The organism is Oceanibaculum nanhaiense, assembly GCF_002148795.1.
GTDB classification, from domain to species: Bacteria; Pseudomonadota; Alphaproteobacteria; order Oceanibaculales; family Oceanibaculaceae; genus Oceanibaculum; species Oceanibaculum nanhaiense.
In genome coordinates this window covers 185,999-201,542 of sequence record NZ_MPOB01000005.1, presented here as the reverse complement: position 1 = coordinate 201,542, position 15,544 = coordinate 185,999, and the positions used below count along the sequence as shown (strand labels likewise).

Here is a 15,544-nt window from a genome sequence, read left to right as displayed (position 1 = left end):
CGGATCAAAGGCGGATGATCTTGCCGGGATTCATCAGATTGTCGGGATCGAGCGCCAGCTTGATCTGGCGCATGACGCTGACCGCCTCGCCAGCCTCGGCCACCAGGAAATCCATCTTGCCGTACCCGATGCCATGCTCGCCGGTGCAGGTGCCTTCCATCGCCAGCGCACGCATGACCATGCGGTCGTTCAGCGCCTTGGCCTGCTCCAGCTCCTCTGGCTTGTCGGGATCGATGACATAGACCAGATGGAAATTGCCGTCGCCGACATGGCCGACCAGCGGCGCCAGCATGCCCGAGGCCGCGATATCCTTCTTGGTCTCCAGAATGCATTCGGCAAGACGCGAGATCGGCACGCAGACATCGGTCGGCCAGCCCTTGGCGCCGGGGCGCAATGCCAGCGCCGCGTAATAGGCCTTGTGCCGTGCCTCCCACAGGGCGGTGCGATCCTCCGATTTGGTCGCCCATTTGAAGTCGGCACCACCGAAATCGGCGGCGATGGCCTTCACCATCTCGACCTGCTCGGCCACGCCTGCCTCGGTACCGTGAAACTCGAAGAACAGGGTCGGCGCGGCCTGATAGCCTTCCAGCTTCGAATAGGCGATGCAGGCGCCCATCTGGACCTCGTCCAGCAGCTCGATGCGGGCAACCGGAATGCCGGACTGGATGATCAGGATGACGCTGTTCACCGCGCCCTCCATGTCCGGGAAGGCGCAGACGGCGGAGGATATCTGCTCCGGCACGCCATAGAGCCTGACCGCCACCTCGGTGATGATGCCCAGCGTACCCTCAGAGCCGACGAACAGCCGGGTGAGATCGTAGCCGGCGGCCGATTTCTTGGAGCGCCGCGCGGTCTTGATGATGCGCCCGTCGGCGGTCACCACGGTCAGCGACAACACATTCTCGCGCATCGTGCCGTAGCGCACCGCGTTGGTGCCCGAGGCGCGGGTCGCGGCCATGCCGCCCAGCGAGGCGTCGGCGCCCGGATCGATCGGGAAGAACAGGCCGGTATCGCGCAGATGCTCGTTCAGCTGCTTGCGCGTCACGCCGGCCTGCACCCGGCAATCCATGTCGGCCGCATTGACCTCCAGGATGCGGTTCATATGGCTGATATCGATGGTGACGCCGCCCTGCAGCGCCGCCACCCCGCCTTCCAGCGAGGTGCCGGTGCCGAACGGGATCATCGGCACCTTGTGCGCGGCGCAGATTTTCACGATTGCGGCAACTTCCTCGGTCGATTCCGCGAAGGCGACTGCATCGGGCGCCATGACCGGATGATAGCTCTCATCCTTGCCATGCTGTTCCAGCACGGCCTGCGCCGTGGACAGCCGGTCGCCCAGCAGCGCCTTGAGTTCGGCAATCGCCTCGGCAATATGCGCGTCGTTCCGTCGGATCGCCTCGGCGCCCATCCTGTCCTCGTCTGTCTTATCGCCTGAAAGAGGCGAAAACCCTAGAGCGAGTCGGGAAGAATGAGAAGCGATTCCGTGCGCAGACGCCCCATGCAGGCGACCACATGGGTGTCCCTGGCGTCAATTCTCGACCCGCTCGCCATGCTCCTCGGCGCGCAGCTTGATCAGCGCACGATTATAGGCGCGCATAACATCTCGCTCGTGCAGGCAGCCGACCAGCCGCCGGCCATGCCGTGTCTCGACCACCGGCAGCAATCCTTCCTCGACCTGGGAGAACAGCTTCACCGCCGCCTCCAGCGTGTCGTCGGCCGTCAGGAAGGGCGGGTCGGCGCGCATCGCCTCGCCCGCCGTCGGCGCCTTGCCGGGCTTGCCGTCGAACGCCGCCGCACCGAGATCGGCCAGCGTCAGGATGCCGATCAGCCGGCCCTCCTGCACCACGAACAGCTCGGCCTGCGGCGCCTTCAGCAGATGATTGCGCACCTCGACGATGTCGTCCTCGGGGCCGACCACCTCATGATCGCGGCGCAGCAGCCGGCGGACCTTGATCTCCTGCAGCACGCCGACCTCGTGCCCGCCCTTGATCGACAGGCCGCGCTTGGCAAGCTGCCAGGTAAAGTAGCTGTGCCCCAGCAAGGACCGCGTGGCGAGGCTGGAGACCGCAACCGCGACCATCGCCGCGATGGTAATCTCATAATCGCCGGTCATCTCGAACAGCATCAGCACGGTGGAAATCGGTGCGCCCAGCACCGCGCCGGATACCGCCGCCATGCCGACCAACGTGTAGGCACCGGTTCCCGCCGCATGCTGCGGGAACGGCATCGCCGCGACGATGCCGAAGGCACCGCCCAGCATCGCGCCCAGAAACAGCGACGGGCTGAACACGCCGCCCGGAAAGCCGCCGCCCAGCGACAGCGCCGTCGCCGCCATCTTCGCCGCGAGCAGCGCCGCCAGTAGCCAGAACCCGTATTGCGCCTGGATCGCGCGCTCGGTCGCCTCGTAGCCGACGCCCATCACCTCCGGCAGGATCAGGCCGATCAGCCCTACCGAGAAGCCCGCCGCGACGATGGCGGCCAGCTTCGGCACGCGGAACCGATTCACCCCCCATTCCACCCAATCGACACTCCGCACGAACAGGATGGCGACTGCCGCCGCGCACAGGCCCAGCAGGATGAAGGCCGGATATTCCAGCGCCGACACCTCGGCCGTGCCGGGGATGAAGAAGGCGGGATAATCGCCGTAATGAATGCGCGTCACGATGGCGCCAATGACCGAGGCGATGACGATGGGCGCGAAGGCCTGCAGCCCGTAATGGCCGATCACCACCTCCAGCGCGAAGAAGGCACCGGCCATCGGCGCATTGAAGGAGGCGGCCACCGCAGAGGCAACACCGCACCCCAGCAGCGTGCGCACGCTGGACCGGCCAAGCCGGAAGCGGCGCGACAGCCAGCTTGCCGTGGTCGCCCCCAGATGCACCGCCGGCCCTTCCCGGCCAACCGACGCGCCACTGCCGATGGAGAGCGCACAGAGCACAGCGCTGAGCAGACCGCCGCCGACATCGATGCGCCCGCCGCGCAGCGCGCTGGATTCGATCACGTCGGGTACGCCCCTGGCCCGGCCGCCAGGCATGGCATAGCGGATCAGCAGGCCGATCAGCAGGCCGCCCAGGGTGGGCGCCAGCAGCGTGCGCCACCAGGGCTGCTCGCGCAGCAATGTCGCGATGCTTTCGCCGCTGAACCCGAGAAATCCCGACTGGAAGAGACCGATCGCCTCGCGGAACACAATGGCGCCAAAGGCCGCCAGAACGCCGATCGCCACCGAGAGGATGGACAGGCGCACATGATCCTGACGCAGGACACGCCGCGTCCGCAGAGCAATCAGTCGGGGACGCCAGCGGAAAGCAGGAAGCCTCAGCATGTCAAAAGGCGTTCTTGTCCGGGTCGCGCAGCTGTTCTTCCGTCACCACCTTGTTGCGGCCTGAGCGTTTGGCGACATAGAGCGCCTCATCCGCCCGGTCGATCAGCGACGCCATCGTCTCGCCCGGCTCGTAAAGCGCAATGCCGGCGCTCAGCGTTATCGCCCCCAGTTCGACCTTGCTGTCGCGCCGCACGATCCGGCGGCTGGCGATGGTACGGCGGATACGCTCGCCGATCTCGCTCGCCACATCGATGGTGGCGTCGGGCAGGATGACCGCGAATTCCTCGCCGCCATAGCGGGCCGGAAGATCGCCTTCGCGAATGCTGTCCTTCAGGCTGCGCGCGACCAGTTTCAGCACCTGATCGCCCATCTGGTGGCCGTACAGATCGTTGAACTGCTTGAAACGGTCGATATCGGCGAAAATCAGGCATAACGGCTTGTCATCGACAGCGGCTTCCCGCGCCCGGTCGCGCAGCGCCGCATCGAAGCGCTTGCGGTTGGCGATGTCGGTCAGCGCATCGGTTTCCGCATCGCGCTGGATCGTCTCGAGATCGCGGCGCAGCACGGTGATCTCTTCCGAGGATTTCTGCAACTGCCGTTCCAGCTGTTCGTTCTGCTGCTGGATCCGCGCGGTCTCCTCGATCAGGCCGGACAGGGTGGCCGCCAAGCTCCCGACATCCTCCGTATGCTGCAACGTATCCGAGGTATCGCGCAGGAAGCCGGCATAGTCGGCCACGTCGCTCCTAGCGGCGCCGACACGCTCCAGCACCTGCTGCAGGATGCGCTCCGTGCTGGCCGCCGCCCCCAGCGTGACCTCACGACCGACCTCATTGCCGAAAAACCGCACATAGATATCGCCATTGCGGTTTTCGTCGAAACTCTGGTCGCCCTTGATCAGCGCGTCGATCACCCGGTTCAGCTCGGCATAGGTGCGCCGATGGTAGTGATACCAGACGGTGAAATTTTCCGGCGATGGCGGAACGCCATGATGGCGCATCAGCTCAAAGGCCGCGGCCGCATGTTCCTGGACACTCAATGTTGACGTCATATTTGCGCTGACTCCCCCGATCCGCCGTCATGGGACCGGCTTTTCACGGAACACTGTATCCATTCCGGCGGGCGTGGCTAGAGTGCGATCGCTTTAAATGCGAGCAACCACATGATGCATTTAAAGCGTGAATCTGGCTCTAGCGCGCTCGCCGCTCCCCCAGTCCGATTTTCCGCCCGGCTTCCGGCGGGACCTCGCCCGGTGCCGCCTGCTCCAGCTCGATCAGCCGCGCCAGGATCGGCGCCGGAAACGGTGCGCTGCGGCGGGCCTGCATATCCATATGCAGGATCATCATCTCGCAGGTTGCCGACTGCGCCCCATCCCCGGCGCGGCACATCCGGGCGAACAGGTGCAGCCTTTTGCCGTCAATGCCAAGGACCCGCGTCTCGATGCGGTAGCCCTCGCCTTCCAGCAACTCGCGCCCATAAGTGAGGTGGGTTTCCACGACGAAAATGCCACTGTGATGCGCCGCCCGGTACGCGCGGGTGAGGCCGATGGCATCGGTCAGATCGTCAAGCGCCTTGTCGAACGCCATCAGATAATAGGCGACGTTCATATGGCCGTTATTGTCGATCCATTCCGGCAGCACCGTACCGTGATGAACCGTGCCGGGCGCAGCGCCGGCAATTGTCGAATCAGTCATGCCTCTCATGCTAGAGCCTTTCATCCTTTCCCGGAAGCGTCTGCGCCGGACGGGTATGTGAGCCGGCTAGGAGAAGGGTGCAGCGCGTAGCGGGGCTACGGGCAAGCCCTTCGACGCCGCCGGGGCGCATCTCCCCGACCGGCCCTTCGGGTTGCCGTGCGCAGGGCGCCGGGTTCGTTGCGCCGCTCGACCGATGGCCCCGCATCGCTCTTCGCGTCGCGCCTGCCCGGACACCGCTGCGCTCGGCAACGCAGCGATACCGGGAAAGGATAAAAGGCTCTTGGCGCGCTTGCCGGCCTGCCTAGCGTGAACCTACACTCACCCCATCATGATTACCCGCCTCCTCGCGTCGCTCGGCCGGCGCGCCCCGCTCATCCTCGCCTCCGGCATCTTCATCGGGCTGGCTCTGCCCGATCTCGCGGCCTTCGTCCGGCCGCTGCTGACGCCCAGCGTGTTCTGCATGCTGGTCATCACCATGCTGCGCATCGACTGGCCGACCGTCGGGACGCATATGCGCAGCCCGACCCGGCTGACCCTGTCGCTGGGTTGGGTGATGATCGTCTGCCCGGCGATCATGGCGCTGCTTGTCGCCCCGCTCGACCTGCCGCCGGGCCTGAAGATGGCGATGGTGCTCTACGCCGCAGCACCGCCGCTGCTGACCGCGCCGGCGCTGGCGCTGTTCGCCGGGCTGGACGGCGCCCTGGCGCTGATCGTCGTGGTGGCGGCAATGTTCATCTACCCGGTCGTGCTGCCGCCGCTGGCCTTCGCCCTTCTGGGCATCGATCTCGCGGTCGGTGCCATCGACCTGATGCTGCGCCTGATCTTGCTGATTGGTGGCGCCTTCGGCCTGGCCATGCTGATCCGACTGCGCGCCGGGCTGCCGCGCATCGCCGAGCTGAAGCATCATCTCGATGGCGGGCTGGTGGTGCTGATGATCGTCTTCGCCATCGCCACCATGGACGGCATCGCCGCACGCGCCATCGCCGAGCCGGCCTTCGTCGCCACCTTTGTGGCCGCCGTTTTCGCCGTCAATCTGGGCTTGCAGGCGCTGACAATGCTGGGTTTCTGGCGGCTGGACGCGGTTCCGCGCACGACCCTCGGGCTGGTTGCCGGCAACCGGAACCTGGCCCTGCTGACCGCCGCGCTGGGCACGGCCGTCGATCCCGACCTGTTCCTCTATTTCGCCATCGGCCAATTGCCGATATACCTGCTACCCATATTGCTGCTGCCGATCTACCGCCTGCTCACCAAGCCGCGACAGGCCAGCGAACCGGGACGGAAAAATACATAAAATTTTTCCTTTTATCCTTTCGACGGCAGGTTGTAGAAAACCCCCTCGACGCCGCGTGATACCCTTCAACGCTAAGATCAAAGGCTTTCGCCAAGGATGCGGATTTGAGATCGCCAGCCCGAAGATCGATTCGCCAGAAACAGCGGAACAGGGTCGTCCGGCGTTCGCTCATGTTCGGCGGTGCGCTTGCTGCGGCCGGCAGCAGCTATTTCCTGACGCTCGGCAAGCCCGAGACCTATCAGCACATTGTCGGCGGGGCGACCTTCCTGATCTGCTGTGGCGCCATCCTGGTGGATGTGGTGACGACACGCGGCCTGGAACGCGAAGGCGGCATCGACGCGCTGATGAGCGGCGGAAAGCTGACCACCGGCCTGCAATCCGCCGCCGGGCGCAGCTGGGTGCAGGCCGAAGGGGCCAAACTTCTGGAGCATGAATCCGAGGCCAGCAGCTTCTACGATGAAGCGCTCGCCCAGTTCAGGGAAAGCGAGGATGAGCTCGGCGTCGCCCAGGCGCTGGTCGGCCGCGCCGAAATGGCGATGGCCAGGGGGAATTTCGCCGAGGCGCAAACCCAGTACCAGCAGGCGCTGGACAGCCTGCCCGAGGGCAAGCTTCAGCAGGAACGCGGCGCAATCCTGCAGGCGCTGGGCGACATCGCCTATCTTGGCAACGCACTGGACGAAGCGGGCCAGCGCTATATCGAGGCCCGGGCCAGTTTCAAGCAGGCCGCCGACTATATGGGCGAGGGCAATGTGCTGCTCGGCCTTGGCGAAGTGGCCGTGAAACAGCTGAAGCAGGAAGATGCCGCCGCCAGCTTCGATCAGGCGCGCATCAGCTTCGCGCAGAGCGGCGACAAGCTGGGCGAGGCGCATGCGCTGACCCGCCGGGCCGATCTCTCCCGCGAAAAGCGCGACCTTCCCGACGCCCAGGTGCGCTATGAGCGCGCGATCAGCCTGTATCGGCGCTGCGGCGATTTCGTCGGCGAGGCGGTCGTCCGGATCGTCATGTACGAGCTGTTGCGGATGATGGAACGGCAGACCGAGGCGCGCAGCGCCCTGCTGAACGGCGCCGAACTGATGCAGCGCGCCGGACGCCGGATCGGCGACGGTTCCCTGCTGTCCGGACGCGGCGATCTGCGCCGCGCGCCGGGCCGGTTCGAGCAGGCACGGCAGATCGGGGCGGCGGCGTCAGGCATGCTGACCGACCCCAAGGACAAGGGCGATCTGGCACGGTTGCTGACCGGGCTGGGCGAGATGGAGCGCATGCTGGGGCGGCTGAACGAAGCCTCGCAGCATTTCGACCGCGCGGTGAAACTGGCCCATGACGCGCAGGATAAGGGGCTGATCGGCGATGCCATGAAGGGCCAGGGCCATATCCATCGGCTGCGCAACAACCAGCGCCAGGCCCGGCAGCTTTTCAAGGATGCCTACGGCTTCTACAGCTCAGCCGGCGACACCAAGGACCAGGCCCAGACCCTGCTGGCGATGGGACAGACCGAGTTCCTGATGGAGAATGTCGATGGCGCCCGCGTGACCTTCGCCTATGCCCGCAGCTTTTACGAGCAGCTGGGCGACGGGGCCGGCGCGGGGGCAGCACTGCGCGCCATCGGCGATCTGGAATCCAAGGTTGGCCGGGCGGCCGCCGCGATGGAAGCCTACACCGAGGCGCGGAACTTCTATCAGCAGATCGGCGACGCGCTGGCCGAGGCCGACTGCCTGTTCATGCTGGGCATGATGAATGTCGGGTCCGACAATATGACGGCGGCGGCCCTGCTGGCCGCATCCGGCCGCGTCTATCGCGTGGTTGGCGTGCCGAACTGGCAGCGCCGGGCGAACAGCTACGCGGCGCGCATCCGGTAATCAGGCGATAATCAGGCTTTTCCCAGCCGTTCGCGCATCACTTTCAAAAGCGCTTCAATGTTCCCGCCGCCCGACTGGATCACCGAGGAGAAGTCGGAGCGCTGGGTGACGCTCATGCTCACCCCCTCGACCACCACATCGACGATCTTGAAATTCTCTCCCTGGTCCAGCAGGCGCCAGGTGACCGCAACCGGTCCGCCGGTCGGGCGCTCGATCAGGCTATCGACCAGGATGAAATCGTCACCGTCCCGCCGCCCCTTTTCAACAGCCACCGTTTCGCCGGAATAGTCGGAGAACCGCCTGGCGTAGGTGCGGATGATGCTTTCCTCGAACAGCTTCAGATATTCGTTACGCTGATCGGGCGTGGCGATGCGCCAGTAGCGCCCCAGCACGAAGCGGCCTATACCCGGCACATCGAAATTCTCGTTCAGCAGGCTACGGAACTGCCGCAGCCGCTCATCCTCATCCTGCTGGGTCGCGGCGATGGTACTGACGGCCTTGTCGCCCAGTTTCTGAATGAATCCCTTGGCGGCATCGACGCCGTCGGCAAGAGCCACACCGGCTGACATGCCGATGGTCATGATGACAGCCAGAACCATCGTCCTGAAAGAAAGCGCAGACATCCGTTCAACCCTGTTGTCTCATTGTCTTAGTGATAACGACACAGAGACTATTTTGTGCCGACATCCTTGCCGCCCGGCACGTAATCACGGAACGGCGATCCGGCGGCATCTGCCTCGGCTGCACGGTTATTACGGATCGCGACATCACGCCGCTGCCGGTACAGGCTTCGGATTGCCGCGTAATAATCGAAATTATTGGCCTTCACATCGTCCAGCGCCTCGATGCTGCGCGACCGGGCATCGACCGCATTGGCACCGGCGCGGGAATAGCCAATCCACTCGCGATCCGTATTCCAAGCATACCAGTTCAGCGGGTCCAGCACCATATCGACGGCAAAGCCCACCGCGTCGCGCGGATTGGACGGACCGAGCAGCGGCAGCACCAGATAAGGGCCTTCCGGCACGCCGTGGACCGCAAGGGTCTGGCCGAAATCCTCCTTGTGCTTCTCATAGCCCTCAAGCGCCGCAACGTCATAGAGACCAGCGGAGAAGCTGTTCAGGAAGAAGCGTTTGCTGGTCACGCCCGCGCGCTCCCACTCGCCCTGGAAAACATCGTTGGCAAGGGTCACCGGGCTGGAGAGATAGTCCAGCAGGTTGCGGACCATGTCCTTGCCCGGTTCCGGCATCCAGTCGCGATAGGTCACCGCCGCCGGCCGCAGCACGAAGGTATCGACTGTCTCGTTCAACGCGAAGACGAACCGGTTGGGAAGTTCCAGCGGATCGTTCGCCTCGGCACGCCCTTCATCGCCCATATTGGCGCAGCCTGCCAACAGCCCAACGGCGAAAAGACCGGCCAGCGTCGCCGCCCTACCTGCCGAGAAACGCCACATCGCAAGCGCCATGCTTAACTGTCCCATCTCCAACACGAGCGGCCATTCTTACCGCTATCTAGCACCTTTATGATGCTGCTCGCAAAGACAGCGTCGGCAATCCTGCCGGCGCTGTCATTTGTCTATTAAGGACTTTTATCAGCCCCGGGCGGCTGCCTCAAACTACCTTTTGTAACGAATTGTGTCGATTCGCATACAGGAAAGCAGGTAGCACAGACAGCCCCCGTCTCCAACGGCGGCCAGAGAACAACGGATGTGATTTCGTCACAGGTGTTGCAGAAATAGCGCTTTGGCAGCATACCCTTGTACGCTTTGCCGCTTTCGTGAGCAACAGCGAAAGCTGGAGCGTAATCCAGGCCGGATAGCCGACCGAATGCCAGGCTGGGGCGCAGAATCCAGTTGACGCTAAAATATAAATATATCTTTATGTCTATATTCTTCATGTGAACTGGATCACCCATGGCGCAGCCCCGTCTTCGCCCCGACATCGACCTTGAGATCGGCGCCGGCCTGTCGGCGGAGTTTCTGCTGGAAGGCCTGCGCGCCGCCGCTGAGCCGACCCGCCTGCGCCTGCTGGCGCTGTGCGCGCGGGCGGAACTGACCGTCAGCGATCTCATGCAGATTGTCGGGCAGAGCCAGCCGCGCGTGTCGCGCCATCTGAAGCTGCTGTGCGAGGCCGGGTTGCTGGTGCGGGTGCGTGAAGGCACCTGGGCCTATTATCGGCTCGCCCAGACCGGACCGGGCGCCGTGCTCGGGGGCACCCTCGTCGATCTCGTGCCGCCGGAAGATGCGCTGTTCGCGCTGGATGCCGAGCGGCTGGAGGCGATCAAGCGCGGCCGCGCCGAAGCGGCAGCCGCCTATTTCCGCAGCAATGCCGCCGAATGGCACCGGCTGCGCGCGCTGCACGCCGACCCGCGCGAGGTGGAGCGCAAGCTGCTCTCCCTGCTGCCGCCGCAGGGTATCGGCGAGTTGCTCGACATCGGCACCGGCACCGGCCGCATCCTGGATCTGTATGGTCCGTGCGTCGGCCATGCGCTGGGTATCGACCAATCGCGCGAGATGCTGTCGGTCGCCCGCGTCAATCTGGAAAAACACGGCCTGTCGAACTGCGCGGTTCGCCAGGCGGACATGTACCAGCTGCCGCTGAACGGCGCGTCGGTCGATGCCGCGATCCTGCACATGGTGCTGCACTATGCCGAACGGCCGGCCGAGGTGCTGGCCGAGGCAGCGCGGGTGCTGCGCCCCGGCGGCCGCCTGCTGGTCGTCGATTTCGCCCCGCACAAGGAATTGAATTTATTGAAGGACCACGCCCATCGCTGGCCCGGTTTCGCCACCGAAGAGGTCACCGGCTGGTGCGCCGCCGCGGGGCTGACGGTCAGCACCGTGGAGAGCCTGGCCGGCACGCCCCTGACCGTCAGCTTCTGGCTGGCGCAGAAACTGCCGGCGCTGCACAGCATTGATGGAAGCCTGGCCGAAGGAAACCAGGCCGAAGGAAACCAGGCATGACTGGCAATCTCTCGTTCGAATTCTTCCCGCCGAAGAGCGAGGCGATGGAAGAATCGCTGTGGCGGGCGATCCAGCGCCTTGCCCTGCTGCGGCCGGACTTCGTCTCCGTCACCTATGGCGCCGGCGGCACCACCCGCGAGCGCACTCACACCACCGTAGCACGACTGCTGGCGGAGACCGACCTGGTGCCGGCCTCGCACCTCACTTGCGTGAATGCCAGCCGAGATGAGGTGGATGCGGTCGCCCGCTCCTACTGGGACATCGGCGTGCGCCACATCGTGGCGCTGCGCGGCGACGCGCCGGGCGACACGCCGGGCAGCCTCGGCAAATATGTGCCGCGTCCCGATGGCTATGCCTATGCCGCCGATCTGGTGGCCGGGCTGAAAGACATCGCCGATTTCGAGATCAGCGTCGCCGCCTATCCCGAACGCCACCCGGAATCCCCCAGCCTGCAGGCCGATCTCGACAATCTGAAGCGCAAGATCGATGCCGGCGCGACGCGCGCGATCACGCAGTTCTTCTTCGAGGCCGACACCTATTGCCGCTTCCTGGAAAACGCCCGCAAGGCCGGCATCACCGTCCCGATCGTGCCGGGCATCCTGCCGGTCACCAATTTCGGCCAGGTCTGCAAATTCGCGAAGGCCTGCGGTGCTGCCGTGCCGGCCTGGATGGGCGGGCTGTTCGAGGGGCTGGATGACGAGCCGGATACGCGCCATCTCGTTGCCGCCACGGTGGCGGTGAAACTGTGCGAGAAGCTGCAGGAGAATGGCGTCGAGGATTTCCATTTCTATACGCTGAACCGGGCCGAGCTGACGCTGGCGATCTGCCGCGTCCTGGGGCTGGGGGCACGGGCCGCAGCACCGGCGCTGACGGCCTGAACGACAAAAGAGGATAGCGGAATGTCACGGTTTCTGAAGGCACTGGAAGAACGGGTTCTGCTGGGCGACGGCGCCATGGGCACCCGCGTGCAGGCAGCCGATCTGGATGTCGACAAGGATTATCTCGGCTGCGAGAACTGCACGGAAATCCTGAACAAGAGCCGCACTGACCTGGTGCGCGACATCCATGCGGGATATCTCGAGGCCGGCTCCGACGCGGTGCAGACCAACAGCTTCGGCGGATCGCCGATCACCCTGGCGGAATTCGACCTGCAGGACGAGGCGTTCGAGCTGAACCGCATGTCCGGCATCCTGGCGCGCGAGGCCATCGACCGCTTCAAGGGCGACGGGCGCGACCGTTTCGTGCTGGGCTCCATCGGTCCCGGCACCAAGCTGCCCTCGCTCGGCCATATCGCCTATCAGCCGCTGGAAGACGCCTTCGCCCTGCAATCCGACGGGCTGATCGCCGGCGGCATCGACGCCTTCCTGATCGAGACCTGCCAGGATCCGCTGCAGGTGAAGGCCGCCGTGAACGGCGCCAAGCGCGCCAACCGCAACGCCAAAACCGACATTCCGATCATGGTGCAGGTGACGGTGGAAACCACCGGCACCATGCTGGTCGGCACCGACATCGCTGCGGCCGCCACCATCATCAATGCACTGGATGTGCCGGTGATCGGCCTGAACTGCGCCACCGGGCCGCAGGAAATGGCCGAGCATGTGCACTGGCTTTCCGAAAACTGGCAGGGCCGCATCTCGATCCAGCCCAATGCCGGCCTGCCGGAACTGGTCGATGGCCAGACCGTCTATCCGCTGGCGGCACCGGAACTGGCGACCTGGCTGGAACGCTTCCTGCGCCAGGATGGAATCAGCTTCATCGGCGGCTGCTGCGGCACGCAGATCGAGCATATCCAGGCGCTGGACGCCATGCTGCGCAAGCTTGCCGCCGAGGAAGGCGACGGTCACCACCGGCCCCGCCCGACCCGGCGCAATCCGGTCTGGACGCCATCGGTTGCCTCGCTTTACGGCCCGGTGGCGCTGCGCCAGGAGAACGCCTTCTTCGCCATCGGCGAGCGTTGCAACGCCAACGGCTCGAAGAAATTCCGCGAATTGCAGGAAAATCGCGACTGGGACGGCTGCATCGAGATGGGCCGCGAGCAGGTGCGCGAGGGCAGCCATGCGCTCGATGTCTGCACCGCCTTCGTCGGCCGTGACGAGGTCGCCGACATGACCGAGGTGGTCAGCCGCATGCGCGGCTCCGTCGATTCGCCGCTGGTCATCGATTCGACCGAGCTGATCGTGCTGGAAGCAGCATTGAAGCTCTATGGCGGCAAGGCAATCCTGAACTCGATCAATTTCGAGGATGGCGAGGAGCCGGCGGAAAAACGCCTTGATCTCGCCCGGCGGTTCGGCGCGGCGGTGATCGCGCTGACCATCGACGAGGAGGGCATGGCCAAGACCGTCGAACGCAAGGTGGAACTGGCCAAGCGGCTGCACGACTTCGCCTGCGTGCAGCACGGGTTGCCGGCCTCCGACCTGATGTTCGATCCGCTGACCTTCACCATCTGCACCGGCAATGAGGACGACCGCAAGCTGGGGCTGTGGACGCTGGAAGCCATCGAGCGGATCGCCCAGGAGTTGCCGGAATGCCAGATCGTCCTGGGCCTCTCCAACATCTCCTTCGGGCTGAACCCGCCGGCGCGTCATGTGCTGAATTCGGTGTTCCTCGACCATGCGGTGAAGCGCGGCATGACCGGCGCCATCGTGCATTTCTCGAAGATCATGCCGCTGCACCAGATCCCCGAGAATGAGGTGAAGATCGCCGAGGATCTGATCTTCGACCGCCGCGCCGAGGGCTACGACCCGCTGCACGCCTTCATGGCGCTGTTCGAGGGCAGGCAATCGGCCGCCAAGGTGGAGAAGAAGCGCGCCGAGACGGTCGAGGAACGGCTGAAGGAACGCATCGTCGATGGCGACCGCAAGGGGCTAGATGACGACCTCGCCGAGGCGATGAAGACGCATCCGCCGCTCGACATCATCAACACCTATCTGCTGGACGGCATGAAGGTGGTGGGCGAGCTGTTCGGCGCCGGCAAGATGCAGCTGCCCTTCGTGCTGCAATCGGCCGAGACGATGAAGAGCGCCGTGGCCTATCTGGAACCGCATATGGAGCGCATCGAGGGCCAGGAGAAGGGCACCATCGTGCTGGCGACGGTGAAGGGCGACGTGCACGATATCGGCAAGAATCTGGTCGATATCATCCTGACCAACAATGGCTACAAGGTCGTCAATCTGGGCATCAAGCAGCCCATCGCGACGATCATCCAGGCCGCCGAGGAGCATAAAGCCGACGCCATCGGCATGTCCGGCCTGCTGGTGAAATCCACCGTCATCATGCGCGAAAACCTGGAGGAGATGACCCGCCAGGGCATGAAGACGCCGGTGATGCTGGGCGGCGCCGCACTGACCCGCAATTACGTCGAGACCGACTGCGCGCAATCCTATGGCAGCGGCCAGGTCGCCTATGCCCGCGATGCGTTCGACGGGCTGAATCTGATGAACAAGGTCATCGATGGCGGTTTCGACGCCTTCCTGCTGGAGGAGCGCGAGAAGCGCAACAGCCGCGCCACCAGTTCGCGGGCGCCGGGCAAGACATCGAAGGCGGCCAATGACGATGCGCTGGACCCGGTGGCGGCGCAGGCCCGCCGCCGTAAGCTGGCGGAGGGCGTGAAGGTGCCGGAACCGCCGTTCTGGGGCTCCCGTGTCATCGCCCGCGTGCCGGTACGCACGGTGCTGTCCTATCTGAACGAGATGACGCTGTACCAGTTTCAGTGGGGCTTCCGCAAAAGCGGCCGCACCCGGGCGCAATACCGCAAATATGCCGAGCAGGAGCTGAAGCCGATCCTGAAACGCGTGCTGGAGACCTGCGAGCAGGAGGATATCCTGGTGCCGCAGGCGGTCTATGGCTACTGGCAGGCGGCAGCCGAGGGCAATGACGTGGTGCTGTTCGGCGAGAATGGCGGCACCGAGGTGTGCCGCTTCAAGCTGCCGCGCCAGGCCGGGCCGGACGGCAAGTGCCTCAGCGACTATTTCCGCGACATCGACGATGCCGAACGCGACGTGATCGGCCTGCAGGTCGTCACCATGGGCTCCAAGGCCTCCGACATCGCCCGCGACTGGTTCGAGAGCAACCGTTACCAGGATTATCTCTACCTGCACGGCCTATCGGTGGAGATGGCCGAGGCGATGGCGGAATATGTCCATAAGCGCATCCGCGCCGAACTCGGATTCGCGTCCGAGGAGGCGGCGGACATGCAGGGGCTGCTGAAGCAGGAATATCGCGGCAGCCGCTATTCCTTCGGCTACCCGGCCTGCCCGAACCTGGCCGACCAGCGCCCGCTGCTGGACCTGCTGGGGGCGGAGCGCATCGGCGTCTCGCTGACCGACCAGGACCAGCTCGATCCGGAGCAATCGACCTCCGCCATCGTCCTGCATCACCCGAAGGCAAAATACTTCAACGTGTGATCCAAGAAGAGATGCGGCCGCT

At 64.8% G+C, this 15,544-nt stretch carries 11 protein-coding genes; 5 read left to right on the top strand and 6 right to left on the bottom strand.

The window, feature by feature from the left end:
- Positions 1–4 precede the first annotated feature (4 nt).
- The 4 genes from BKM74_RS10645 to BKM74_RS10630 form a co-directional block, all read right to left on the bottom strand.
- Complete coding sequence (locus BKM74_RS10645) at positions 5–1,408, bottom strand: FAD-binding oxidoreductase (protein ID WP_086465695.1); 1,404 nt, start codon at positions 1,406–1,408, stop codon at positions 5–7.
- Positions 1,409–1,528: 120 nt separating this feature from the next.
- Positions 1,529–3,244 (bottom strand): chloride channel protein, encoded by a 1,716-nt coding sequence (locus tag BKM74_RS10640; RefSeq protein WP_245825907.1) that lies wholly within the window; start codon positions 3,242–3,244, stop codon positions 1,529–1,531.
- Between the two features lie 79 nt (positions 3,245–3,323).
- Entirely contained in the window at positions 3,324–4,370 is a 1,047-nt protein-coding gene (locus tag BKM74_RS10635) for a GGDEF domain-containing protein (protein WP_086465693.1), read from the bottom strand.
- Positions 4,371–4,509: 139 nt separating this feature from the next.
- Positions 4,510–5,013, bottom strand: coding sequence for a thioesterase family protein (locus tag BKM74_RS10630; RefSeq protein ID WP_086465692.1), 504 nt, complete (start codon positions 5,011–5,013; stop codon positions 4,510–4,512).
- Between the two features lie 328 nt (positions 5,014–5,341).
- Between BKM74_RS10630 and BKM74_RS10625 the strand changes: the two genes are divergently transcribed.
- A complete protein-coding gene (locus BKM74_RS10625) occupies positions 5,342–6,304 on the top strand; it encodes a hypothetical protein (protein ID WP_086465691.1) in 963 nt (320 codons plus the stop codon).
- A gap of 170 nt (positions 6,305–6,474) precedes the next feature.
- Complete coding sequence (locus tag BKM74_RS10620; protein WP_086465690.1) at positions 6,475–8,160, top strand: tetratricopeptide repeat protein; 1,686 nt, start codon at positions 6,475–6,477, stop codon at positions 8,158–8,160.
- 11 nt (positions 8,161–8,171) lie between these two features.
- Here BKM74_RS10620 and BKM74_RS10615 read toward each other — a convergent pair whose 3' ends face one another.
- Both BKM74_RS10615 and BKM74_RS10610 read right to left on the bottom strand, forming a co-directional pair.
- Positions 8,172–8,783: an MlaC/ttg2D family ABC transporter substrate-binding protein gene (locus BKM74_RS10615; protein WP_086465689.1), complete on the bottom strand. Its 612-nt coding sequence runs from the start codon at positions 8,781–8,783 to the stop codon at positions 8,172–8,174.
- A 47-nt stretch (positions 8,784–8,830) separates the two neighbouring features.
- Positions 8,831–9,625, bottom strand: a complete 795-nt coding sequence (locus tag BKM74_RS10610; protein WP_245825906.1) for an MlaA family lipoprotein — start codon at positions 9,623–9,625, stop codon at positions 8,831–8,833.
- A 447-nt stretch (positions 9,626–10,072) separates the two neighbouring features.
- On the opposite strand from BKM74_RS10610, the gene BKM74_RS10605 reads away from it, so the two are divergent.
- From BKM74_RS10605 to metH, 3 genes are read left to right on the top strand one after another with little or no spacing between them, the layout of a single operon-like run.
- On the top strand, positions 10,073–11,119 hold the full coding sequence (locus BKM74_RS10605; protein WP_086465688.1) for an ArsR/SmtB family transcription factor: 1,047 nt from the start codon (positions 10,073–10,075) through the stop codon (positions 11,117–11,119).
- Positions 11,116–11,997, top strand: coding sequence for a methylenetetrahydrofolate reductase [NAD(P)H] (gene metF / locus BKM74_RS10600; RefSeq protein ID WP_086465687.1), 882 nt, complete (start codon positions 11,116–11,118; stop codon positions 11,995–11,997). Before BKM74_RS10605 ends, metF begins: the two co-directional genes overlap by 4 nt.
- A gap of 21 nt (positions 11,998–12,018) precedes the next feature.
- Positions 12,019–15,522: a methionine synthase gene (metH, locus tag BKM74_RS10595; protein WP_086465686.1), complete on the top strand. Its 3,504-nt coding sequence runs from the start codon at positions 12,019–12,021 to the stop codon at positions 15,520–15,522.
- The last annotated feature ends 22 nt before the right edge of the window (positions 15,523–15,544 follow it).